The organism is Acinetobacter sp. FY731 (assembly GCF_059515905.1).
Window position 1 is genome coordinate 194,332 of the sequence record NZ_JCAKNB010000003.1, and the last position, 19,489, is coordinate 213,820.

Consider the following 19,489-nt stretch of genomic DNA (forward strand, 5'->3'; position numbering starts at 1 on the left):
AATTGCATCAAACTTGTTATATTTGAGATTTAGCAAAAAGTTACTTAATACCCAATGCATTTTGAATATTTGCCATATTGGGAATATGGTAAATTTCATCTCCCTTTTTCACATATTGGAAAATCGTAGCATCTAAATTCTCATGCTGTTCATCATCAACAACTTCAGAAATACGTAAACGAACTGTTTTTGGCATTTCATTACACATCAAGGCAAAGCGCTGATCAACATCATCACCCTCAATAATCAAAGCAACACCTAAAATCGTATCTGGATTACAAACAGAAAATACAGGTAAGTTAAGCTCATGCCAATCCACAGTCTTTACTTTCGTTGGACTATCGAGTGCTGAAAGAACAATGTTTTGTGGAATCAACATTGGAGATTTATTGTGACACTGAACAATATAAGCATCAATAAAACCTGTTGAAACAGTAATTAAATGATGTAGCTCTTGCTGACTAATTTGATCAATCAGTGATGAGTTTTCTAAATTCTGACTCATTCAATCACCCCTGCTTTGCTGCCAATAAAGTTTCAATGTTCTCAAGTAGTTCTGCTTCTTGGAATGGTTTACCCATATAGTTTGATACACCTAAACTATATGCACGCTCACGGTGTTTTTCACCTGTACGTGATGTAATCATAATAATAGGCAAGGCTTGATGCAGATCATGATGTCGTACATGCGTAGTCACTTCAAAACCATCCATACGAGGCATTTCGATATCAAGTAACATTAAATCTGGTTTCACATTTTCAAGCTGCTCAACAGCATCTACACCGTCTTTTGCTGTTACAACATCGTAACCTTGACGCTCTAATAGACGTGTTGTTACTTTACGTACAGTTACGGAGTCATCAACAATCATAATTAAACGACGTTCATCATTACGCTGAATGTCACGCTGTTTCGTACTTACATGTTGACGCTTAGTTGCTTGTACCTGACGCGCAATGCTTTGACTATCTAAAATTAGACAAACATGACCATCACCCATAATGGTTGCACCTGCGATGGCACCCACTTTAGAGAACTGCTGACCAATTGGTTTCACTACAATTTGGTTACGAGAACCAATAAGTTGATCTACTAACAATCCAACCGTTTGCCCTGCACTACCTTTAATTAAAATAACAGGAAGTGAATGACCAACATTATTTAAACGTGGTACAGGCTGATTACTAATAAACTCTGAAATATAACGTAACTTATAGCTTTCATTGTCAATTTTGAAGTAATCATCTTTACTATTGAAGTAGGTTTCAAGCGCTGCTGGTGCAATTCGAACAATACGTTCAATTTGTGCCAGTGGTAATGCAAATTGTTGATCACCCGCTTTCACCATTAGGGCATCACTTACTGCTACCGTGGTTGGTACACGAATACTGAATGACGTTCCTTTACCTAAAGTTGAGTCTACTGTGACATGACCACCAAGTGCTTTAATACCACTTTGCACAATGTCTAGACCAACCCCACGCCCTGAAATTTGTGTCACTTCTTTGGCTGTACTGAAACCTGGATGGAAAATAAACTGTAAAATTTCTTGTTTATCTAACTCTTGTTCTGGAGTAATCAAACCAAGTTTTAAAGCTTTTTCTTTAATGATTTGATCATCAATACCTTTACCATCATCGCTAAACGTCACAACCACATCAGTTCCCTGACGGCTAATGTTTAACTCCACTAAACCTATTTCAGGCTTTTTAGCAGCCAATCGCACTTCTGGACTTTCAATACCATGGTCAATGGCATTACGAAGCATATGCTCGAATGGTGTAACTAAGCGCTCTAGTGTCGTACGGTCTAATTCACCTTCAGTATTGTGAACCACAAGCTCTGTTGGACGGTTTAATGAAGATGCTGTTTGACGTACAAGACGTTGTAAACGTGGTAATAACCGTGAAAATGGTACCAACCGTGTACGCATCAAACTTTCTTGAATTTCAGATTGGATGCGAGATTGTTGTAATAACAAACCTTCTGCACCACGGATTTTATCTGACAAGGTATTTTTAAAATCGACCAAATCGGAAGTAGATTCGGCAAGAGATTTCGACAATTGGTTTAAAGATGAATATTGGTCCATCTCCAATGGGTCGAAATCTTCATAGCGAGAGTTCTCACTACCATGCTTGGCAAGAATTTGTGATTCAAGCTCACCTTCCATTCGACGCAACTGATCAGCTAAACGCTGAATTGCTTGCTCCATCTCATACAAAGTACCGTTGAATTGCCCCAATTCCATTTCAATACGTGAACGGTTAATCGAGTTTTCACCAGATAAATCAATCATCTTCTCAACTAAGTCAGCCGAGATACGAATCATTTCATTGCTGTTATCTACTTGATTAAGATCATCCCACTCACCTAGCATTGCAGGAGGCTCTGTACCATCACCTTGAATAAACTCAAAGTTTGCAGTGCTATCTACAATATCTAATTGAGCAACACTTTCAGGTAATTGTGCAGAGACATTTACATATTCAATTGCGGTTAAACTTGCATTTAAACCATCAAAATTTGTGTAATCTCGATGGAAAATTGCCTGTTTTAACCAAGTTACCGTTGTAAATAATAAGCTGTCGTATGCATTTGAGTTGAATTGATGGAAGGCAAATTGCTCAAATGTATTTTCAAGTTGATAAGTAATTGCAGCCACAGGCTCTAAATCAATCATACGTGCACCGCCTTTTAAGCTATGTGCTGCACGTTGTAATTGAAGTAAAACGCTACGACTACTTCGGTTTTCAATCCATTGATGAATCAAGCTTTCCGTAGTTTCTAAGAGCTCTTCTGCTTCTTCGAGGAAAGACTCCTCAGCAATTTCATGTAAGCTTTGCTCTTCTGTATTTACTTTCGTTTGTTCCGAATTTTCAAACTCTACATTCAAACTTTCATTTTGAGTTTCAGCAATAGGCTCGAAAGCTTCATTCATATCAAACGAAAGTGTATCGTCAGATTTGAATGTTAATGTATGGCTATCGACCTGACTCGTATCAGCTTCTGCAAATGCCGTTTCAACATAATCTTGAACAGATTCTACTTCAAGATTTGTAGGAACATGCGTTTCAACAACTTCTGCATGAACAATCTCTTGACCTTGTGTAATCGCCACAATATTTTGCAGAATATCGACTGTTTCTGTTGCTGGATAATCAATTGCTTCTTCACGAATCGCTTGAATACGGTCGGAAACGTCATCCTGAACTAAACGAATAACACTAATTAATGCAGCTGATGCTTCAAATTGTTTATTGATTAATCGTTCATAAATACTTTCTAAATTATGGGTAATTAAACCAATATTCTTTGCAGAAATCATATTTGCACCACCTTTCAAGGTATGCAAATAGCGCATTAAATTCGTTAAAGATGTTTTATTCTCATGATCTTTAGTCCAAGAATCGACTTCTTCATCAATAGATCCTAAAAGCTCATCTGCTTCTTCAAGGAAAATATCGAGCAGATCTAAATCAAAATCACGATTTGTCAGATCAGAATCAATAGCCAATCGATCGGATGCAATACGCTGTGATAATTGAGCTAAATTTAAAACTGAACCTTGCTCTGTACTTTGCCCTTTAGACGTTTCAACAACTGTTGTATCTAAATCTGCAAGTGTATTTGTGGATTCAAAATTAAGTATATGTGTTTCGTCAATATCTACTAATGGCTTCTCAGGTGATAAAACTTCCGCAGTTGAATCAACTAAACCAATCGAATTTTCACTAAACTCAAACTCAGTAGCTTTTTGCTCTTCAACAATAATTGGCTGAATATCTTGCTGAACAAATGCCGATAAATTTTGTAATGCATACAAATCATCTGCTGTTAGAACAACACGTTGACTTGATGCCAAACTATCGAATAAATAAATTAATTTTTGATGAATCGTATTAAATACATCATACGCATAATCTGAATTTAATAGTTGCGGCTTTTCTAGAAGTACATCATAAGCAGCTTTCAATTCTTTGGTTAAATGATGAATACTTTCAGCCGCTTTAGCTTGTGTTCCATCTACCAAAATTTGTGCTTGAGCACTTAATTCACGTAAATATTGCTCATCACTTGCCAATTGATCGAATTCAAATTCTGCATCAAGTAAACGATCAATATTCAAATCCATTAACTTAGTGACAATACCTTGTGTATTTTCACTTTCTTCAGCACGCTTTTCCTCAAATTCATACTGACTCCAGCTTTCTATAAAACTGTCAAATAGCGATTGTAATTCATTACAAGGTGCTGACTTTTTAAGTTGATCTAGATAGTTTTGAATAAAGTCTGAATATTGAATAAGTGCCGATATTTCTTGGTCTGTAACGTCTAAACCATCTTCTAGTAAAGACTTTATAAGGTGTTCTACTTTCGTACTAGCATCAAACACATGGTTTAAATTCACCATGGTTGAACTGCCGCGTAATGTATGTATTGCACGAATTAAATTGTTGTAATCTTTTTCAGTCGCATGTTCATTCGTTAAGAAACTATTGATAACGCCTAAATGCTCTCCAGCTTCTTCAATAAAAATTTCAACTGTTTCTTCAAGTAATTCTTTTTCTTCATTTTCCAAACTGAATGTGTCTGTACTTTCTAGAGCTTCGTCAACTTGAACTTGTGGTTTAATATCAAAATCCATAGCCTCTATTGTTTCTGAAACAAGGTTATTTTCAACCAAAGTTTCTTGAGAAACTGGCTCAACGATTTCAAAATTCTCAATTTCTAAAGCACTAGCCACAGCAACATCAGCTGTAAACTCAAGCCCTGTTACAGTATCTTCGGAATCTAGAGTTTTCGCCAATAACAATAGTTCTTCTAGCGCTGGCTCAAGACTTTGCTGTTGTTGCAAATATTGTCCCATTAATACAAATGGTCTTAAATCTATTTGAGTTGCTTGTACATTTTTAAATAATGGGTAAAGCTTGAATTTATAAATTTTATAAACAGTCGCAACAAATTGCTCTATTTGCGTTGTTGGTTCAATTGCACCTGCTAAAACACGATTTAAAAGATCTTCAACCGCCCATGCAACTTCACCAGCAGAGCGCGCCCCCACCATTCTCCCCGAACCTTTTAAGGTGTGGAAATGGCGACGAATTGTCTTTAGCACTTCATTATCTGCTGAATTAGCCAACCACAATTCAAGCAACGGATCTAATTCTTCGAAGATTTCTTCAATTTCTTCAACAAAAATTTCTAGAATTTCTTCATCTTGCTCAAGATAACTATCTTCAGGAAGCGTTGTAGATTCAACTAAATTTTTTAATATTTCTTTCATAGCTAAGGCTTCTTACGTTATCCGCACCGAAAGGCACTTAAACTGAATCTGGAATAAAGATGCAGCATCCTTTTAGATAAATGCATCGTTACAAATTTCTGAATGGGTGTATCCATTTCTAAAAATCGATACACCGTCCCCAAGCTGTTAAGCCTTATTCAGGTAATTTAAAGTCAGTTACAGATTCACGTAATGATTCTGCCATACCTGCAAGCTCAGATACCGAACGTGCTGTATCAAATGTAGCACCTGTTGTTTGCGATGTAATTTCCTGTACAACGTTCATCGTTGTTGCAATATGACTTGCAGACGCAGACTGAAGTTTTGCTGCATCGGAAATGCTTGCAATAAGTTTTGCCAAACTATTCGATACGGTTTGAATTTCATCCAAGGCAACACCCGCATCCTTAGATAAGTTCGCACCACGTACAACCTCCGAAGTCGTTTGTTCCATTGAAATAACGGCTTCGTTTGTATCTGTTTGAATGGTTTTAACAAGTGTTTCAATCTGTTTAGTCGCAGATGCTGAACGTTCAGCTAGACGCTGTACTTCGTCGGCAACCACGGCGAAACCACGACCAGCCTCACCTGCCATAGACGCTTGAATTGCTGCGTTCAATGCCAAGATGTTCGTTTGGTCGGCAATATCGTTAATCAGGGCAACAATGTTACCAATTTCTTGTGAAGACTCACCCAAACGCTTAATACGTTTAGACGTTTCTTGAATCTGTTCACGAATGATATCCATACCATCGATAGAACGGTTTACAACTTCCGCACCGTTAGATGCAATTTGTACTGAACGTTCTGCAACCAAAGCAGACTCTTCTGCGTTCGATGATACTTGGTCAATTGACAGTGCCATTTCGTTAATTGCGGCAGATGCACCTGCAATTTCTTGCGCCTGATGCTCAGAAGCTTCTGCTAACTGGTTCGTAATGCCCTGTGTGTTCGCAGTATATTGTGCAATTTCTTGTGATGTGTCGTTAATACGCGATACAAGGTCACGTAATTGGTCAATCGCGAAGTTAATGGAATCGGCAATTGCACCTGTAAAATCTTCAGATACTGTTGCATATGAACGTAAATCACCATCTGCCAAATCGGCAATCTCATCAAGTAAACGTAAAATTGCGTTTTGGTTACGATCATATTCGTCTTGTAGGCGTGTAACGCGTTGTTTATCTGAATCACCACGAAGTGTCAATAATTTATAAACAACAACTAAGAATGCAACAAGTGCCAAAATCAATACAATTGCAGGAACAACAATATATAAGCCTGAACCACTTGAAATTTGATTTAAATTTTTCAATAGCTCATCTGATTTAGCAAAAATTTCAGAAGATGCTTTACGAACTTGTACAATTTGGTTTGAGTTTTTTAATACAACAGCTGCAGCAGACTTCAATACATTATTATAGTCTGCTTCAATACTTTCTAATGATGCACGTAAATCAGGTTCTGAAATACGTTGTACACCTAGCTCTGCACTACCATTTAACTGTGCTTTTAAATATGAACCGAATGTTTCTGTATCCACACTAAAGTCATCGGCAGTTTCACGAGAGTTTTCGACACCAACCAATACCGAACTAATAGAACGTAAAATACGTTCTGCAAGAAATACCTGGTTCTTCGCAATAATAACCTGACTACTTGGTAAGTTTTGACGTGCCATTTGGTCAACCATCAAGTTATATTCCGCCTGAATACCCGGAATAGCTTCACCAATAGCAATGTTTGTGTCGTATAAGGTGTTAATGAATTTTTGTTGTGAAACAATTAAGTCAATGTTTCTTGAAATTTTAGCCCAATCAGTTTCTACAGCTTCAAGTTCTGCAGAATATGAATGACCACTTTTTACAACTTCTAAATTACGATTAAACTCAGACTGTAAGGTTTTTAATTTATCAATAGATTCTTTTGTACCAGATGCTGTTGCTTCTGTTGCCTGACGAGATACTGTTTGAGATAACAAACGTAAATCACCCAAACTTTGAGTTAAGTTATTTGAATGAGGTACTGTATAGAACAGGGATAAAAGACTAAGTGTTGCAATAACGAGAGCAATAGCCGCAGCTAAAAGTAACGGTTTAGATTTATCTGTATCACCAAATACACGTGCATACTGATCAATTTGCGGTTGAAGTTTTTTTGCCAATGCCGATTCTTTTTTTGGATTGACTTCGCCCGTTTTTTTCTTTTTAAACTTAAAGCCCATTCAGCTTTCCCCCAAATTACAAACTTTAGCCCTATACAATAAGGTTACGATTATTCATTTTTTAAAAATTCATTGCTGCATTCAAATATTTAGGATTCTTCAACAATTGACTAAATAAGAAAACATTCCACTGCTGATTATGCTGTTGGAAATAACCCTGACAGTATTCTTGTAAATTTTTTTCTAAATTTTGATGTTTAGAGAAAAAACTTTTCTTATTAAAGTGTTGTATTCCTAAAACCTGATCTACAACTAAACCGACATAATGATCGTTATGGCTAATACACATAACCTTTTGAGTACGTGTATTTTGACTTTTATTACCTGAAATATAATGCGCTAAGTCAGAAATTGACAGTAAGCGTCCACGAATATTTGCAAGACCAACTACCCAAGGTTGAGTGTTTGGAACAAGTGTATATTTGGGTGGATAAATAACTTCAGATACTTCCCCTAATGGAGCAACAAAATATTGCCCCATTATTTCAAAAGCAATGCCAGACCATCGGTTTACTTCATTTTCAGTTGAAGCGTAGGTTTTATTACCACGCTTAGACAACCGAAGTAATTCGATAAATCCATTCGATGCCATATTTTACCCTGCATTGAGTTGTTGTTTAATCACTTCAATTAACTGGTTTTCATCTACTGGTTTTGTTAAATAGTCACTTGCACCTTGGCGCTTGCCCCAAACTCGGTCAGTCGCCTGATCCTTGGTACTCACAATTACAATTGGGATATGCTTTGTTGTATCACCACGAGCAATTTGACGTGTAGCTTGGAAACCATTCACGCCCGGCATGACCACATCCATAAGAACTAAATCTGGTAACTCAGCTTGTGCAACAGTAACACCATCAGCACCGTTTGTAGCCTCTAGAACTTCAAATCCATGCTTAGTTAATATTTCTTTAAAACGAAATGTTTCTGTTGGTGAGTCATCTACAATTAGAATACGAGCCATAATTTTCCCCAATAACAACCATTTATATTATGCAGAAACGTGATTACGAATCGCGTTTAACAATTCATCCTTGCTAAATGGTTTAGTTAAATACTCATCAGAACCTACAACACGACCTTTCGCTTGGTCAAATAAGCCATCTTTACTAGATAGCATAATGACTGGAGTATTTTGGTAGTTTTGAGAGTTTTTGATGAGAGCACAAGTTTGATACCCGTCTAAGCGTGGCATCATGATATCAACAAATACAATATCCGGATTCGCATCAGCAATTTTAGACAACGCTTCAAAACCATCTACTGCAGTGACAACTTCATAACCTTCGCGTTGCAATAAAGTTTCTGCAGTACGTCGAATAGTTTTTGAGTCATCAATCACCATAACTTTAAGATTTTGGTGTTTATCGTCCATTTAACTGACCCTTCTCATTTTTGGATAAGCGATTTATTTGTAATTCAATACAGATTGTAGGTATTTTTAACATATCTTCACTTGTACTTTCAATGAACATATTTATTACAAATTTACACTTTTACTAGTAATACACAAACAGCTTCACACTTTATAAGATTCACCGATTTTTTTTTGAGTGATATAAAGTTAATATGGGTGAAACTATACTAAAATTAATTCATTATTACTTTAAAATAAGTAATTTAGTCAACTTTATATTGGGGAAAAAGATGAACTGGTATGAGCATAACTTGAATTGGGTAGTTAATCTACACAATCATAAAATCAAAAAAATTATTCTACTAACCGTTCTTAGCTTGTATCCAACTGTAATTTTTGCAAACAATTCAGCAAATGCTGTTTGGTACCGTTATTATGATAATCGTGGGATTGCAAACATAAGTTCAAGTGTTACTCCAGCACACATTCGTCAAGGTTATGAAGCTTTAGATAAAAACATGCAAGTGATCAGAAAAAATCGAGCGTATAATGTCGAGGCAGATTTAAAACAAGCACCTCAACGAGCCGCCCAAGCAAAGCAATTAGAAAATGATCAAAAATTAAAGAAAGCATATAACAACAGCAAAGTAGCCACACAAAAGCGTAATATCGCTCTACAATCCATTAAAAAACAAATTAGCTTTCAACAATCACAACTCAAACAATTACAAAATGACCGTGTTCAATTTAAACGTGATGAAATGGAATATACCCGTAAAGGAAAAGCTGTTCCTGAACAACTTAAAAATAACCTTACCTACAATCTTAATAACTTAAGCTCGTTAAAAGAAAATATTCAATCATTACAAGTAAGTTACTTAAACACACAGGCTGAGTACGACAAAGTTATTGCACGTCTTAAAGCAATTGAATAAATTGAACTTTCAGGTACATATAGAACAAGGGTTAGTGAATGCAACTTAAAGCAATATGTCTAAAAAAAAATTTATGTACACCTATTCGCATGACCACACTATGTCTATGTCTTGCTTTAAGTGCTTGCAGTAAAAATACACCAACCACAAAAGCCGAAGAAAACAATAAAATTGAATTGATTCAAGCAGATTTAATTCAATTTAAAAATGGCAGTGCCATAGAAAAAACCGCGTTCACAGGTACTATTCGTGCTGTAAATCAAAGTAGCATTCAAGCCCAAGTAACAGCTATGGCAACATCTGTAAATGCGGAAGTTGGTCAAAGTGTGTCAAAAGGACAAATACTGGCTCGCTTAAACAATCAAGACAATGCAGCCCGACTTGCTCAAGCTCAGGCAAACTTCAATTCTGCACAGGCACAAGCCAATCAAGCCCAAAGCATGATGCAACGCAAAAAGCGTTTATTAGATCAGGGGTTTATTTCCAAAGTCGAATATGAACAAAGTGAACTTGATTATAAAAGCCAATTAGAAAATGCACGTGCTCAACAAGCCAATGTCAATATTGCACAAAAAGCCAATCAAGATGGTGTAATCACCAGCCCCATTGACGGCGTCATTACAAAACGTCAAATTGAACCCGGTCAAACTGTTGCAACGGGACAAACTCTTTTTGAAATTGTTGATATCAACAAATTAGAATTGCAAGCTAACGTTCCAAGTGATGCTCAATCAGCATTAAAAATTGGACAAGAGGTTGAATTTAATATTCAAGGTAATGCAAAAAAATTCTCTGCCATAATTTCTCGAATATCCCCTATTGCCAATTTAAATAGCCGCCAAATCGAGTTTTTTGCCAAACCGACTACAGAGATAAACTCTTTAAGTATTGGTGCATTTGTGGATGGAAATATTTTATCCTCTCAACACATTTCAGGACAAATTATTCCTCTTGATAGTATTGTAAATATTACGACTCAACCCTATGTATGGGTGATCCGTCAAAATAAAATTACCAAAGCAAATATTCAGGTTTTAGAACAACGCTACAGCGATAATTCTGCAATTATTTCTGGCTTAGAAGCCAACGATGTCATTAGCCGAATTAAATTTACAGATCAAGACATTCACAAAGAAGTGATCATCAATAAAAACTAAAAATTAGGATACTTAATTTATGTGGTTAACACGAATCAGTGTGAAATATCCCGTTTTTACGATCATGATGATGTTTTGTTTGATGGTATTAGGTCTATCTTCTTGGCAACGCATGGGGGTTGAAGAATTTCCCGATGTCGACTTCCCTTTTGTTGTGGTTTATACCAATTATCCAGGAGCATCACCTGAAACAGTAGAATCTGAAATTACAAAAAAAATGGAAGACCAGATCAATACAATTTCAGGTCTAAAACAAGTCATATCGCAATCTAGCGAAGGCTTATCTATGATTATTGCAGAGTTTAATTTAGATATTTCCTCGTCTGTTGCCGCACAAGATGTCCGAGATAAAATTGCACCTGTAACAGCAGAATTTCGTGATGAAATTCAAGATCCTATAGTAGAACGATACGACCCAACCACTAGCCCAGTTATGTCTATTGTGTTTGAGTCGAATAATATGTCGCTTCGCGATTTAAGTTCTTATTTAAATCAACGTATTATTCCTCAACTAAAAACTGTTGCAGGCGTAGGTACAGTTAACTTATTGGGCGATGCACAACGTCAAATCCGCATACAGGTCAATCCTCAACAACTACAAAGCTTTGGTATTGGTATAGACCAAGTCATGAATACCCTAAAAGCAGAAAATGTTGATATTCCTGGTGGTGCACTAAAACAGAAAAACTCTGAACTTGTTGTTGAAATTAAGTCTAAAGTTATTCATCCATTTGCATTTGGTGATTTAATTATTGCCAATAAAAATGGTGTGCCTATTTATTTAAAACAAGTCGCAACTATTGAAGACAGCCAAGCAGAAATGGAGTCTAGTGCTTATTTAAATGGTCAATCTGCTGTGGCTGTAGACATTTTAAGAAGCTCAGATTCCAATGTTATTGATGTTGTCGATAACATGTATAAAACTTTAGATACGATTAGAGAACAGCTTCCTAAAGGCACAACAGCAAAAGTTGTAGTAGACAGTTCCAAAGGTATTCGAGGAAGTATTAAAGATGTTGCACGAACGATTATTGAAGGTGCTATTTTAGCCATTTTAATTGTTCTGCTTTTTCTTGGTTCTTTCAGATCTACCGTCATTACGGGTTTAACCCTACCTATTTCTTTATTGGGCACGCTTGCCTTTATTTGGGCATTTGGTTTCACCATTAACATGATGACGCTCCTTGCTCTATCTTTAAGTATTGGTTTACTTATTGATGATGCCATTGTGGTACGGGAAAATATTGTACGTCATGCAGACATGGGGAAAGATCATGTGACGGCTGCATTAGATGGCACGAAAGAAATTGGTTTAGCCGTATTGGCGACCACGCTAACCATTGTTGCAGTTTTCTTACCTGTTGCCTTTATGGGTGGTATTATTGGACGCTTTTTCTATCAATTTGGTGTAACTGTAAGTATTGCTGTTCTTATTTCAATGTTTGTAAGTTTTACGCTTGATCCTATGCTTTCCGCACATTGGGCAGAAAAGCATAATCCAAATAAAAAACCCAACCGTATAGAGCGTTTTTTTAGTTGGATTTCAGGCAAAATTGATCGACTGAACATCTATTATGAACAGCTTTTAAAACTTGCACTTAAATTCCGCTTGCTCACTTTACTTATTGCTGTGGCTTCACTATTTGGCGCTTTAGGATTATCTAAATTTGTAGGTACAGAGTTCGTTCCTATTCCAGACAAAGGTGAAATTCGCATTAAATTTGAAACACCTGTAAACGCATCTTTAGAATATTCACAAGCTAAATTACAACAAGTCGATGCTATTATTCGTCAACATCCTGAAGTAAAAGTCACTTACGGATCTATTAACAGCGCAACAGATCGCGGTAGAAACCATGTCAGTATTCGTGTTTCTGTCACGCCTCGTTCTGAACGAACTCAAACTTTATCTGACTTAAACAATGAGTTTCGTGACCGCTTAAAATCGGTTGCAGGTATTACCGTTACATCTATTGCTTCGGCAGATGAAGTGGTTTCAGGTGGTAAAAAACCTGTAATGATTTCTATTAAAGGTCCTGACTTAAATGAACTTCAAAAAATTTCAGACCGTTTTATGGCTGAAATTTCAAAAGTCGATGGTATTGTCGATTTAGAAAGCTCATTTAAAGAACCCAAACCAACTTTAAATGTACAAATTAATCGTGTATTAGCCAGTGATTTAGGACTTTCAGTTAATCAAATTGCCAATGTGGTTCGCCCCTTAATTGCGGGTGATGATGTCACCACTTGGCAAGATGAAAATGGTGAAACTTACGATGTAAATTTACGTCTAACGGAAGATCAACGTCGCCTACCAAGTGACGTACAAAACATGTATTTAAGCTCGCAAAAAACCGATGCAAATAACAATCCAATTCTTGTTCCTTTGGCATCTGTTGCGAAATTTGAAGAAACCTTAGGTGCATCTCAAATTAACCGTCGTGATTTATCTCGTGAAATTTTAATTGAAGCAAATACCTCGGGTCGCCCTACGGGAGATATTGGCAGTGACATTGCTAAAATTCAGCAAAATTTCAAACTACCTGTTGGTTATAGCTTCGACACGCAAGGTTCAAATAAAGATATGGCAGAATCGGCAGGTTATGCCCTAACTGCAATTACGCTATCTATTGTGTTTATTTATATTGTGCTAGGTTCACAGTTCAATAGCTTTATTCATCCTGCTGCAATTATGGCATCTTTGCCTTTATCACTTATTGGCGTATTCCTTGCCTTATTCTTGTTTAATTCGACCATGAACTTATTTTCCATTATTGGTATTATTATGCTTATGGGATTGGTCACTAAAAATGCCATCTTGCTCATCGACTTTATTAAAAAAGCAATGGATAAAGGCACAAGTCGCTATGACGCCATTATTGAGGCAGGAAAAACACGTTTGCGTCCAATATTAATGACCACAAGCGCAATGGTGATGGGTATGGTACCGCTAGCACTTGGTTTAGGTGAAGGTGGCGAACAAAGCGCACCTATGGCACATGCAGTAATTGGTGGTGTAATTACCTCTACACTGCTCACCTTAGTTGTTGTTCCTGTGATTTTTACCTATTTAGACGATTTTAAAAACTTTATGATGCGTCAAACTAAAAAATTCATGTCATAATTTCCCTAGACCATATTTTCCAAAATATTGGGGTGAGATACACAAATTCTCACCTCATTTTTTATTGTATACTCTTTGCTTTCACGCAAAATTGATTAGGACAGTTTCCATGCGCGCGAGTCGCTTTTTATTTGCAACGTTAAGAGAAACCCCAAATGATGCTGAAGTTATTTCGCATCAGCTTATGTTACGCGCGGGGATGATTCGTAAATTGGCTTCAGGTTTATATACTTGGTTACCAATGGGCGTTCGCGTATTAAATAAAGTTGAAGCGATTGTTCGCGAAGAAATGGATCGTGCAGGTTCTCTTCAAGTCCTTATGCCTGTGACTCAACCTGCTTCTTTGTGGGAAGAATCAGGTCGTTATGTTCAATACGGTCCAGAATTATTACGTTTTAAAGACCGCCATACAAACGACTTTGTACTTGGACCTACACACGAAGAAGTCATTACAGATTTAGCACGTAACGAATTAAAAAGTTATAAGCAACTTCCTGCAAACTTCTACCAAGTTCAAACAAAATTCCGTGACGAAATTCGTCCACGTTTTGGCGTAATGCGTTCACGCGAATTCATTATGAAAGATGCGTACTCTTTCCATGTAGACCAAGCATCATTACAAGAAACGTATGACGTAATGTACGATGCATACTGCAAAATCTTCACACGTTTGGGCTTAAACTTCCGCCCTGTTCAAGCAGACACAGGTTCTATTGGTGGTTCAGGTTCTCACGAATTCCACGTATTGGCTTCAAGTGGCGAAGACGATATCGCATTCTCTACAGAATCTGACTACGCTGCTAACGTGGAAATGGCAGAAGCTATTTTAGTTGGCGAACGCGCTGCACCAACACAAGAGTTAACAATTGTTGATACACCAAATCAAAAAACAATTGCAGACGTATCTGCATTCTTAAATTCAGATCCTGCTCAATCTGTTAAAGCATTACTTGTACAAGGTGTTGCAGAAGAAGGCAAAGAAACTCCTGTTGTTGTATTGTTTATTCGCGGTGACCACGAACTCAATGAAATTAAAGCAGAAAAACATCCTTTAATTGCATCTCCTCTTACTTTTGCTACTGAAGAACAAATTGCAAAATTTGGCTTAACACCAGGTTTCTGTGGTCCACAAGGTCTAAAAGAAAAAGGCTTAACGGTAATTATTGACCGTGCAGCTTCTGTTCTTTCTGACTTTGTTGCAGGTGCAAATGAAGCAGACAAACATGCAACAGGCGTAAACTGGGAACGTGATGCTCAATTCACAGAAGTTTATGACTTACGTAATGTTGTTGAAGGCGATCCATCTCCAGATGGCAAAGGCACAATTCAAATTAAACGTGGTATTGAAGTCGGTCACATCTTCCAATTGGGTCAAAAATACTCAGAAGCTTTAGGCTGTAAAGTATTGGGTGATGATGGTAAACCTTTAGTTGTGACTATGGGTTGTTACGGCATTGGTGTTACACGTGTTGTTGCTTCTGCAATTGAACAAAACTACGATGACAAAGGCATTATTTGGCCTGCTGCCATTGCACCTTTTGACGTTGCTATTGTTCCAATGAATGCACACAAATCTCCACGTACAGTAGAAGCGGCTGAAGCACTCTATGCTGAACTTACTGCGGCAGGCTACGATGTATTACTTGATGACCGTAACGAACGTCCGGGTGTTAAATTCTCAGACATCGAATTAACAGGTATTCCACACCGTATCGTCATTGGCGAAAAAGGTTTGGATGCAGGTACATTCGAATATAAAGGTCGTAGAGATGCAGAATCTACAAACTTAAGCAAAGAAGAGTTACTTGCTAAAGTTGCAAACTAATTCTTAAATAAAAATATTTAACTTCGTTTTTTCTTTTCATTTCTTTTTAGAAGGAAATGAAAAGAAACTAAAAACTTAGACTAAATACAAAAAATCCCGCTAACTAGCGGGATTTTTTTACTTTATTTAAAACATTAAGCTTTAGGTAAAGTTACGCCTGTTTGACCTTGGTATTTACCACCACGATCTTTATAAGATGTTTCACATACTTCATCAGATTCGAAGAACAACATCTGAGCAACACCCTCACCCGCATAAATATAAGCAGGAAGATTTGTTGTGTTTGAGAATTCTAAAGTAACGTGACCTTCCCACTCAGGTTCAAGTGGTGTTACGTTTACAATAATACCGCAACGAGCGTATGTCGATTTACCCAAACAAACAGTCAATACATTACGTGGAATACGGAAATATTCTACTGTACGTGCTAAAGCAAATGAGTTTGGTGGAATAATACAAACATCTGCTTCAATATCGACAAAACATTTATCATCAAAGTTTTTTGGATCTACAATTGCAGAATGTACGTTTGTGAATACTTTAAATTCACGTGCACAACGTACATCATAACCATAACTAGAAACGCCATAAGAAATTAGTTTTTGACCATTTTCATCTAAGCGCACTTGGTTTTCTGCATACGGTTCAATCATGCCGTGTTTTTCGCTCATTTCGCGAATCCAGCGATCCGATTTAATTGCCATTGAGTTCTATCCAAATAATGCTAAATAATTCACTGCGATGTACTTTAACTGAAATCTGACTTAATGCAAATAAGTCTATTCACCTTAACTTCAACTCAATTCACGAAATAAGAAAAATGTCCCAATTAGAGACTTAAAATTGCAGAATAACTTAAAGGGATTGAAAAACTCAGTAAAACCAAAGATGCTGTTTTTTGAAGATTCGTTTGGTTTAACCAGCGAATTTTATTCGATGCTAAGACTGAACCAATATAAGTCCAAAAAAATGCAATAGGTACAATAAGTATTAAGAATGCCAGCATATGTGCGACATAATAATTCATATTTACCCATGCCAATGCAGGGAAAATTGCAGTTGCAAATAAAAGTGCTTTCGGGTTTAACAACGTTGCCAAAAATAATTCTTTTGCAGCAATAACAGGCTGAGCGTAACTCACTTCAATATTGGCAGTACGCCAAAGCTTGATTGCCAAATACACAATGTAACTTGCACTAAATAATTTCAAAATTACTGGTAGCAAAGGTAAATACGTGGAAACTTTACCAATTAAAAAACCCCATGCTGTAATTGAAATAAGATAGCCAAATGCTTCAGATGGAATTAATCGGAAAGATTTTCTAACACCAACTTGTATACCTGACGATGCAAGCAACGTATTTGTTGGTCCTGGTGTCAAAAGAATAGTCACCACTAAACCGATAAATAACCATGAAATCATGCAAAGACCTCACCCAAAGAATCCTCGAAGAATAGATCAGATTAGAAAGCTTAGCAAAAATTTAATTGTAAGAAGGAATTATCATTTTTATTTAAAAATTAAATATTTAGATCTATTTCAATAACTTGATCTAATTTTATCAAAATTCAATAGACTAGAACTGCAAAGTCACGTCGTTTTCTTTTTAAGCAAATATATAAAAAGCTCTCAATTTTTTTGGTTTTTTTGAACTTAAAATATTAATATTTAACTCAACGCATCAACTTAAAGCATATTATTTGATATTAAAAAAGAGGGCTATTGCCCTCTTAAATGTTTCATAAATAAATATTATTTATTTACTTCCGCTGTAGATGCGATAACTTGCTCTTGATTAACCGAAGCAGCTTTTTCTTTTGCTTGAACAAATTCAGCAGGAAAATCTACATTGTTGATCATTGCAGCAGAAGCATTAAAAGAAACAAAACCTAAAGAGATGACTACAGCCGCTAAAATTTTAGAAGAACGCATTGTAAATACCATTCTGTTGTTACAGGGAGAACTCTATTTTAAAAATTTAAAATAGAGTAAATAATCCTAAATTAAGACGTTTTTCAACCGCCCATCGGATTTTGAATGCTTCACTGATTCGTTAGGCATAAAAAAACTCATCTTTCGATGAGTTTTTTTATTTAAACAATAGACTTAAAAGATACGACTTTGATCTTTCTCAACTTTTGGTAATTTATCTGCAATTTTCTTTGCAATTTCCATATAGTTCTCTGCTGCTGCATCTTGAGCAATCACAGATGGTTTGCCTGCATCGGCATTTTCACGAATTTGAGCATTTAATGGTAGGCGACCAAGAAGTGGAATTTGATATTGCTCAGCAAGTTTATCGCCACCACCTGTACCAAAAATTTGCTCTTCATGACCGCAATTCGAGCAAACATGTGTAGACATATTTTCAACAACACCCATCACAGGAATTTGCACACGATTAAATAACTCTATCCCTTTTGTTGCATCAAGCAACGCAACATTTTGCGGAGTAGTCACAATCACTGCGCCTGTTACTGGAATACGCTGTGCCAATGTTAATTGAATATCACCTGTGCCTGGTGGCATATCAATCACAAGTACATCTAAATCAGGCCATAAAGTTTGATTAAACAACTGCATCAATGCACCCGTTGCTTTAGGACCACGCCATGCAACAGGAGTATTGTTATCCCCTGTTAAATGACCAATCGAAAGTACAGCCATACCATAAGCTTCAATTGGCACAAATTGTTCTGCTTCAATCATGGGTGTACGACCAGCATTACCTAACATTGTAGGAATACTTGGACCATAAATATCTGCATCTAACACACCTACTTTTAAGCCAAGCTTTTGTAGTGCAAGTGCAATATTTACTGTAGTCGTTGACTTACCAACACCACCTTTACCTGAAGACACCAAAATCACGTTTTGAATACGTGGATGTTTTGGCACATCACGCTGTTGCGGTGCAGCTTTTTGAATAGGCGGATTATTCGGATCTTCTTCAGGTGTTTGTGCAGAACCAGAAGCATCAACTACAGGAGGTAGATTTGTTTTTGTTGTTTCTGCTTTTGGTGTAGAACAGCTTTCACCTTCTTTATGGTCATGACCACAACTTCCAGTTTTTTGTTGAATCACATGCATATTCAATTCTGTAATGCCACACTTTTCTAAAGCATCGGCTAAATCATCATGAATTTTTTGTAGGTCATCTGCTTCTGCAGGCACTGTATTAATTGTAATTTGTAAGATATTTCCTTCTACATTCACCTGAGTAATTCGATCTTTTAATGCATTTGTCGAATTTGGCAAAACATAGTTTTGAAGCACATTTTGGATTTCTTCTTCGTTTACCCCTTTTGCAGGCGAAAAGACAGATTTAAGTGAAGAAAGCCACGACATACAATTACTCCAAGTCTGGAAATACAGCAGAATGTTATAGTTTAACGATTATTGAGAAGAAGGTTAAGTAAAGTTCGCCACTGTTTTTATAATTCTGACAAAAATAGTTGGTTTTTGGTTTTTCATTCTCTATTTTCTAAATATTCTCCATAAAAAATGCCACAGAAATTTGAAATCCTGTGGCATATTCTTTTGCTATAAATATAGCAATTCAGCGAACCGTAAATTCA

The 19,489-nt window shown here is 36.6% G+C and carries 14 protein-coding genes; 4 read left to right on the plus strand and 10 right to left on the minus strand.

What is annotated here, in order from left to right; all coding sequences use genetic code 11:
- Positions 1–40: 40 nt before the first annotated feature.
- The 6 genes from AC5YC8_RS05075 to pilG all read right to left on the minus strand — a co-directional run bounded on the left by AC5YC8_RS05075 (position 41) and on the right by pilG (position 8,887).
- On the minus strand, positions 41–505 hold the full coding sequence (locus AC5YC8_RS05075) for a hypothetical protein (RefSeq protein ID WP_496163779.1): 465 nt from the start codon (positions 503–505) through the stop codon (positions 41–43).
- Positions 506–509: 4 nt separating this feature from the next.
- Entirely contained in the window at positions 510–5,288 is a 4,779-nt protein-coding gene (locus AC5YC8_RS05080) for a hybrid sensor histidine kinase/response regulator (protein ID WP_496163780.1), read from the minus strand.
- A 154-nt stretch (positions 5,289–5,442) separates the two neighbouring features.
- The gene (locus AC5YC8_RS05085; protein WP_496163781.1) at positions 5,443–7,512 is read right to left on the minus strand and encodes a methyl-accepting chemotaxis protein; all 2,070 of its coding nucleotides are present in this window, start codon (positions 7,510–7,512) and stop codon (positions 5,443–5,445) included.
- 61 nt (positions 7,513–7,573) lie between these two features.
- On the minus strand, positions 7,574–8,104 hold the full coding sequence (locus tag AC5YC8_RS05090; RefSeq protein WP_496116477.1) for a chemotaxis protein CheW: 531 nt from the start codon (positions 8,102–8,104) through the stop codon (positions 7,574–7,576).
- 3 nt (positions 8,105–8,107) lie between these two features.
- Complete coding sequence (locus AC5YC8_RS05095) at positions 8,108–8,476, minus strand: response regulator (protein WP_496116478.1); 369 nt, start codon at positions 8,474–8,476, stop codon at positions 8,108–8,110.
- A 27-nt stretch (positions 8,477–8,503) separates the two neighbouring features.
- On the minus strand, positions 8,504–8,887 hold the full coding sequence (pilG, locus tag AC5YC8_RS05100) for a twitching motility response regulator PilG (RefSeq protein ID WP_154772849.1): 384 nt from the start codon (positions 8,885–8,887) through the stop codon (positions 8,504–8,506).
- 272 nt (positions 8,888–9,159) lie between these two features.
- Between pilG and AC5YC8_RS05105 the strand changes: the two genes are divergently transcribed.
- From AC5YC8_RS05105 to AC5YC8_RS05120, 4 genes are all read left to right on the plus strand, one after another.
- On the plus strand, positions 9,160–9,804 hold the full coding sequence (locus tag AC5YC8_RS05105) for a hypothetical protein (protein ID WP_496163913.1): 645 nt from the start codon (positions 9,160–9,162) through the stop codon (positions 9,802–9,804).
- A 38-nt stretch (positions 9,805–9,842) separates the two neighbouring features.
- A complete protein-coding gene (locus AC5YC8_RS05110; RefSeq protein WP_496163782.1) occupies positions 9,843–10,961 on the plus strand; it encodes an efflux RND transporter periplasmic adaptor subunit in 1,119 nt (372 codons plus the stop codon).
- Between the two features lie 19 nt (positions 10,962–10,980).
- Complete coding sequence (locus tag AC5YC8_RS05115; RefSeq protein ID WP_496163783.1) at positions 10,981–14,085, plus strand: efflux RND transporter permease subunit; 3,105 nt, start codon at positions 10,981–10,983, stop codon at positions 14,083–14,085.
- Positions 14,086–14,194: 109 nt separating this feature from the next.
- Positions 14,195–15,910: a proline--tRNA ligase gene (locus tag AC5YC8_RS05120; protein ID WP_496163784.1), complete on the plus strand. Its 1,716-nt coding sequence runs from the start codon at positions 14,195–14,197 to the stop codon at positions 15,908–15,910.
- A 134-nt stretch (positions 15,911–16,044) separates the two neighbouring features.
- Here AC5YC8_RS05120 and dcd read toward each other — a convergent pair whose 3' ends face one another.
- The 4 genes from dcd to apbC all read right to left on the minus strand — a co-directional run bounded on the left by dcd (position 16,045) and on the right by apbC (position 19,259).
- Complete coding sequence (gene dcd, locus AC5YC8_RS05125; RefSeq protein WP_152875746.1) at positions 16,045–16,614, minus strand: dCTP deaminase; 570 nt, start codon at positions 16,612–16,614, stop codon at positions 16,045–16,047.
- A 125-nt stretch (positions 16,615–16,739) separates the two neighbouring features.
- Positions 16,740–17,333, minus strand: a complete 594-nt coding sequence (locus tag AC5YC8_RS05130; RefSeq protein WP_496116484.1) for a LysE family translocator — start codon at positions 17,331–17,333, stop codon at positions 16,740–16,742.
- Between the two features lie 330 nt (positions 17,334–17,663).
- Positions 17,664–17,843 carry a hypothetical protein gene (locus AC5YC8_RS05135; RefSeq protein WP_496116485.1) on the minus strand — a complete coding sequence of 60 codons (180 nt, stop codon included), beginning with the start codon at positions 17,841–17,843 and terminating at the stop codon, positions 17,664–17,666.
- A 174-nt stretch (positions 17,844–18,017) separates the two neighbouring features.
- A complete protein-coding gene (gene apbC, locus AC5YC8_RS05140; RefSeq protein ID WP_496116486.1) occupies positions 18,018–19,259 on the minus strand; it encodes an iron-sulfur cluster carrier protein ApbC in 1,242 nt (413 codons plus the stop codon).
- Positions 19,260–19,489: the final 230 nt, after the last annotated feature.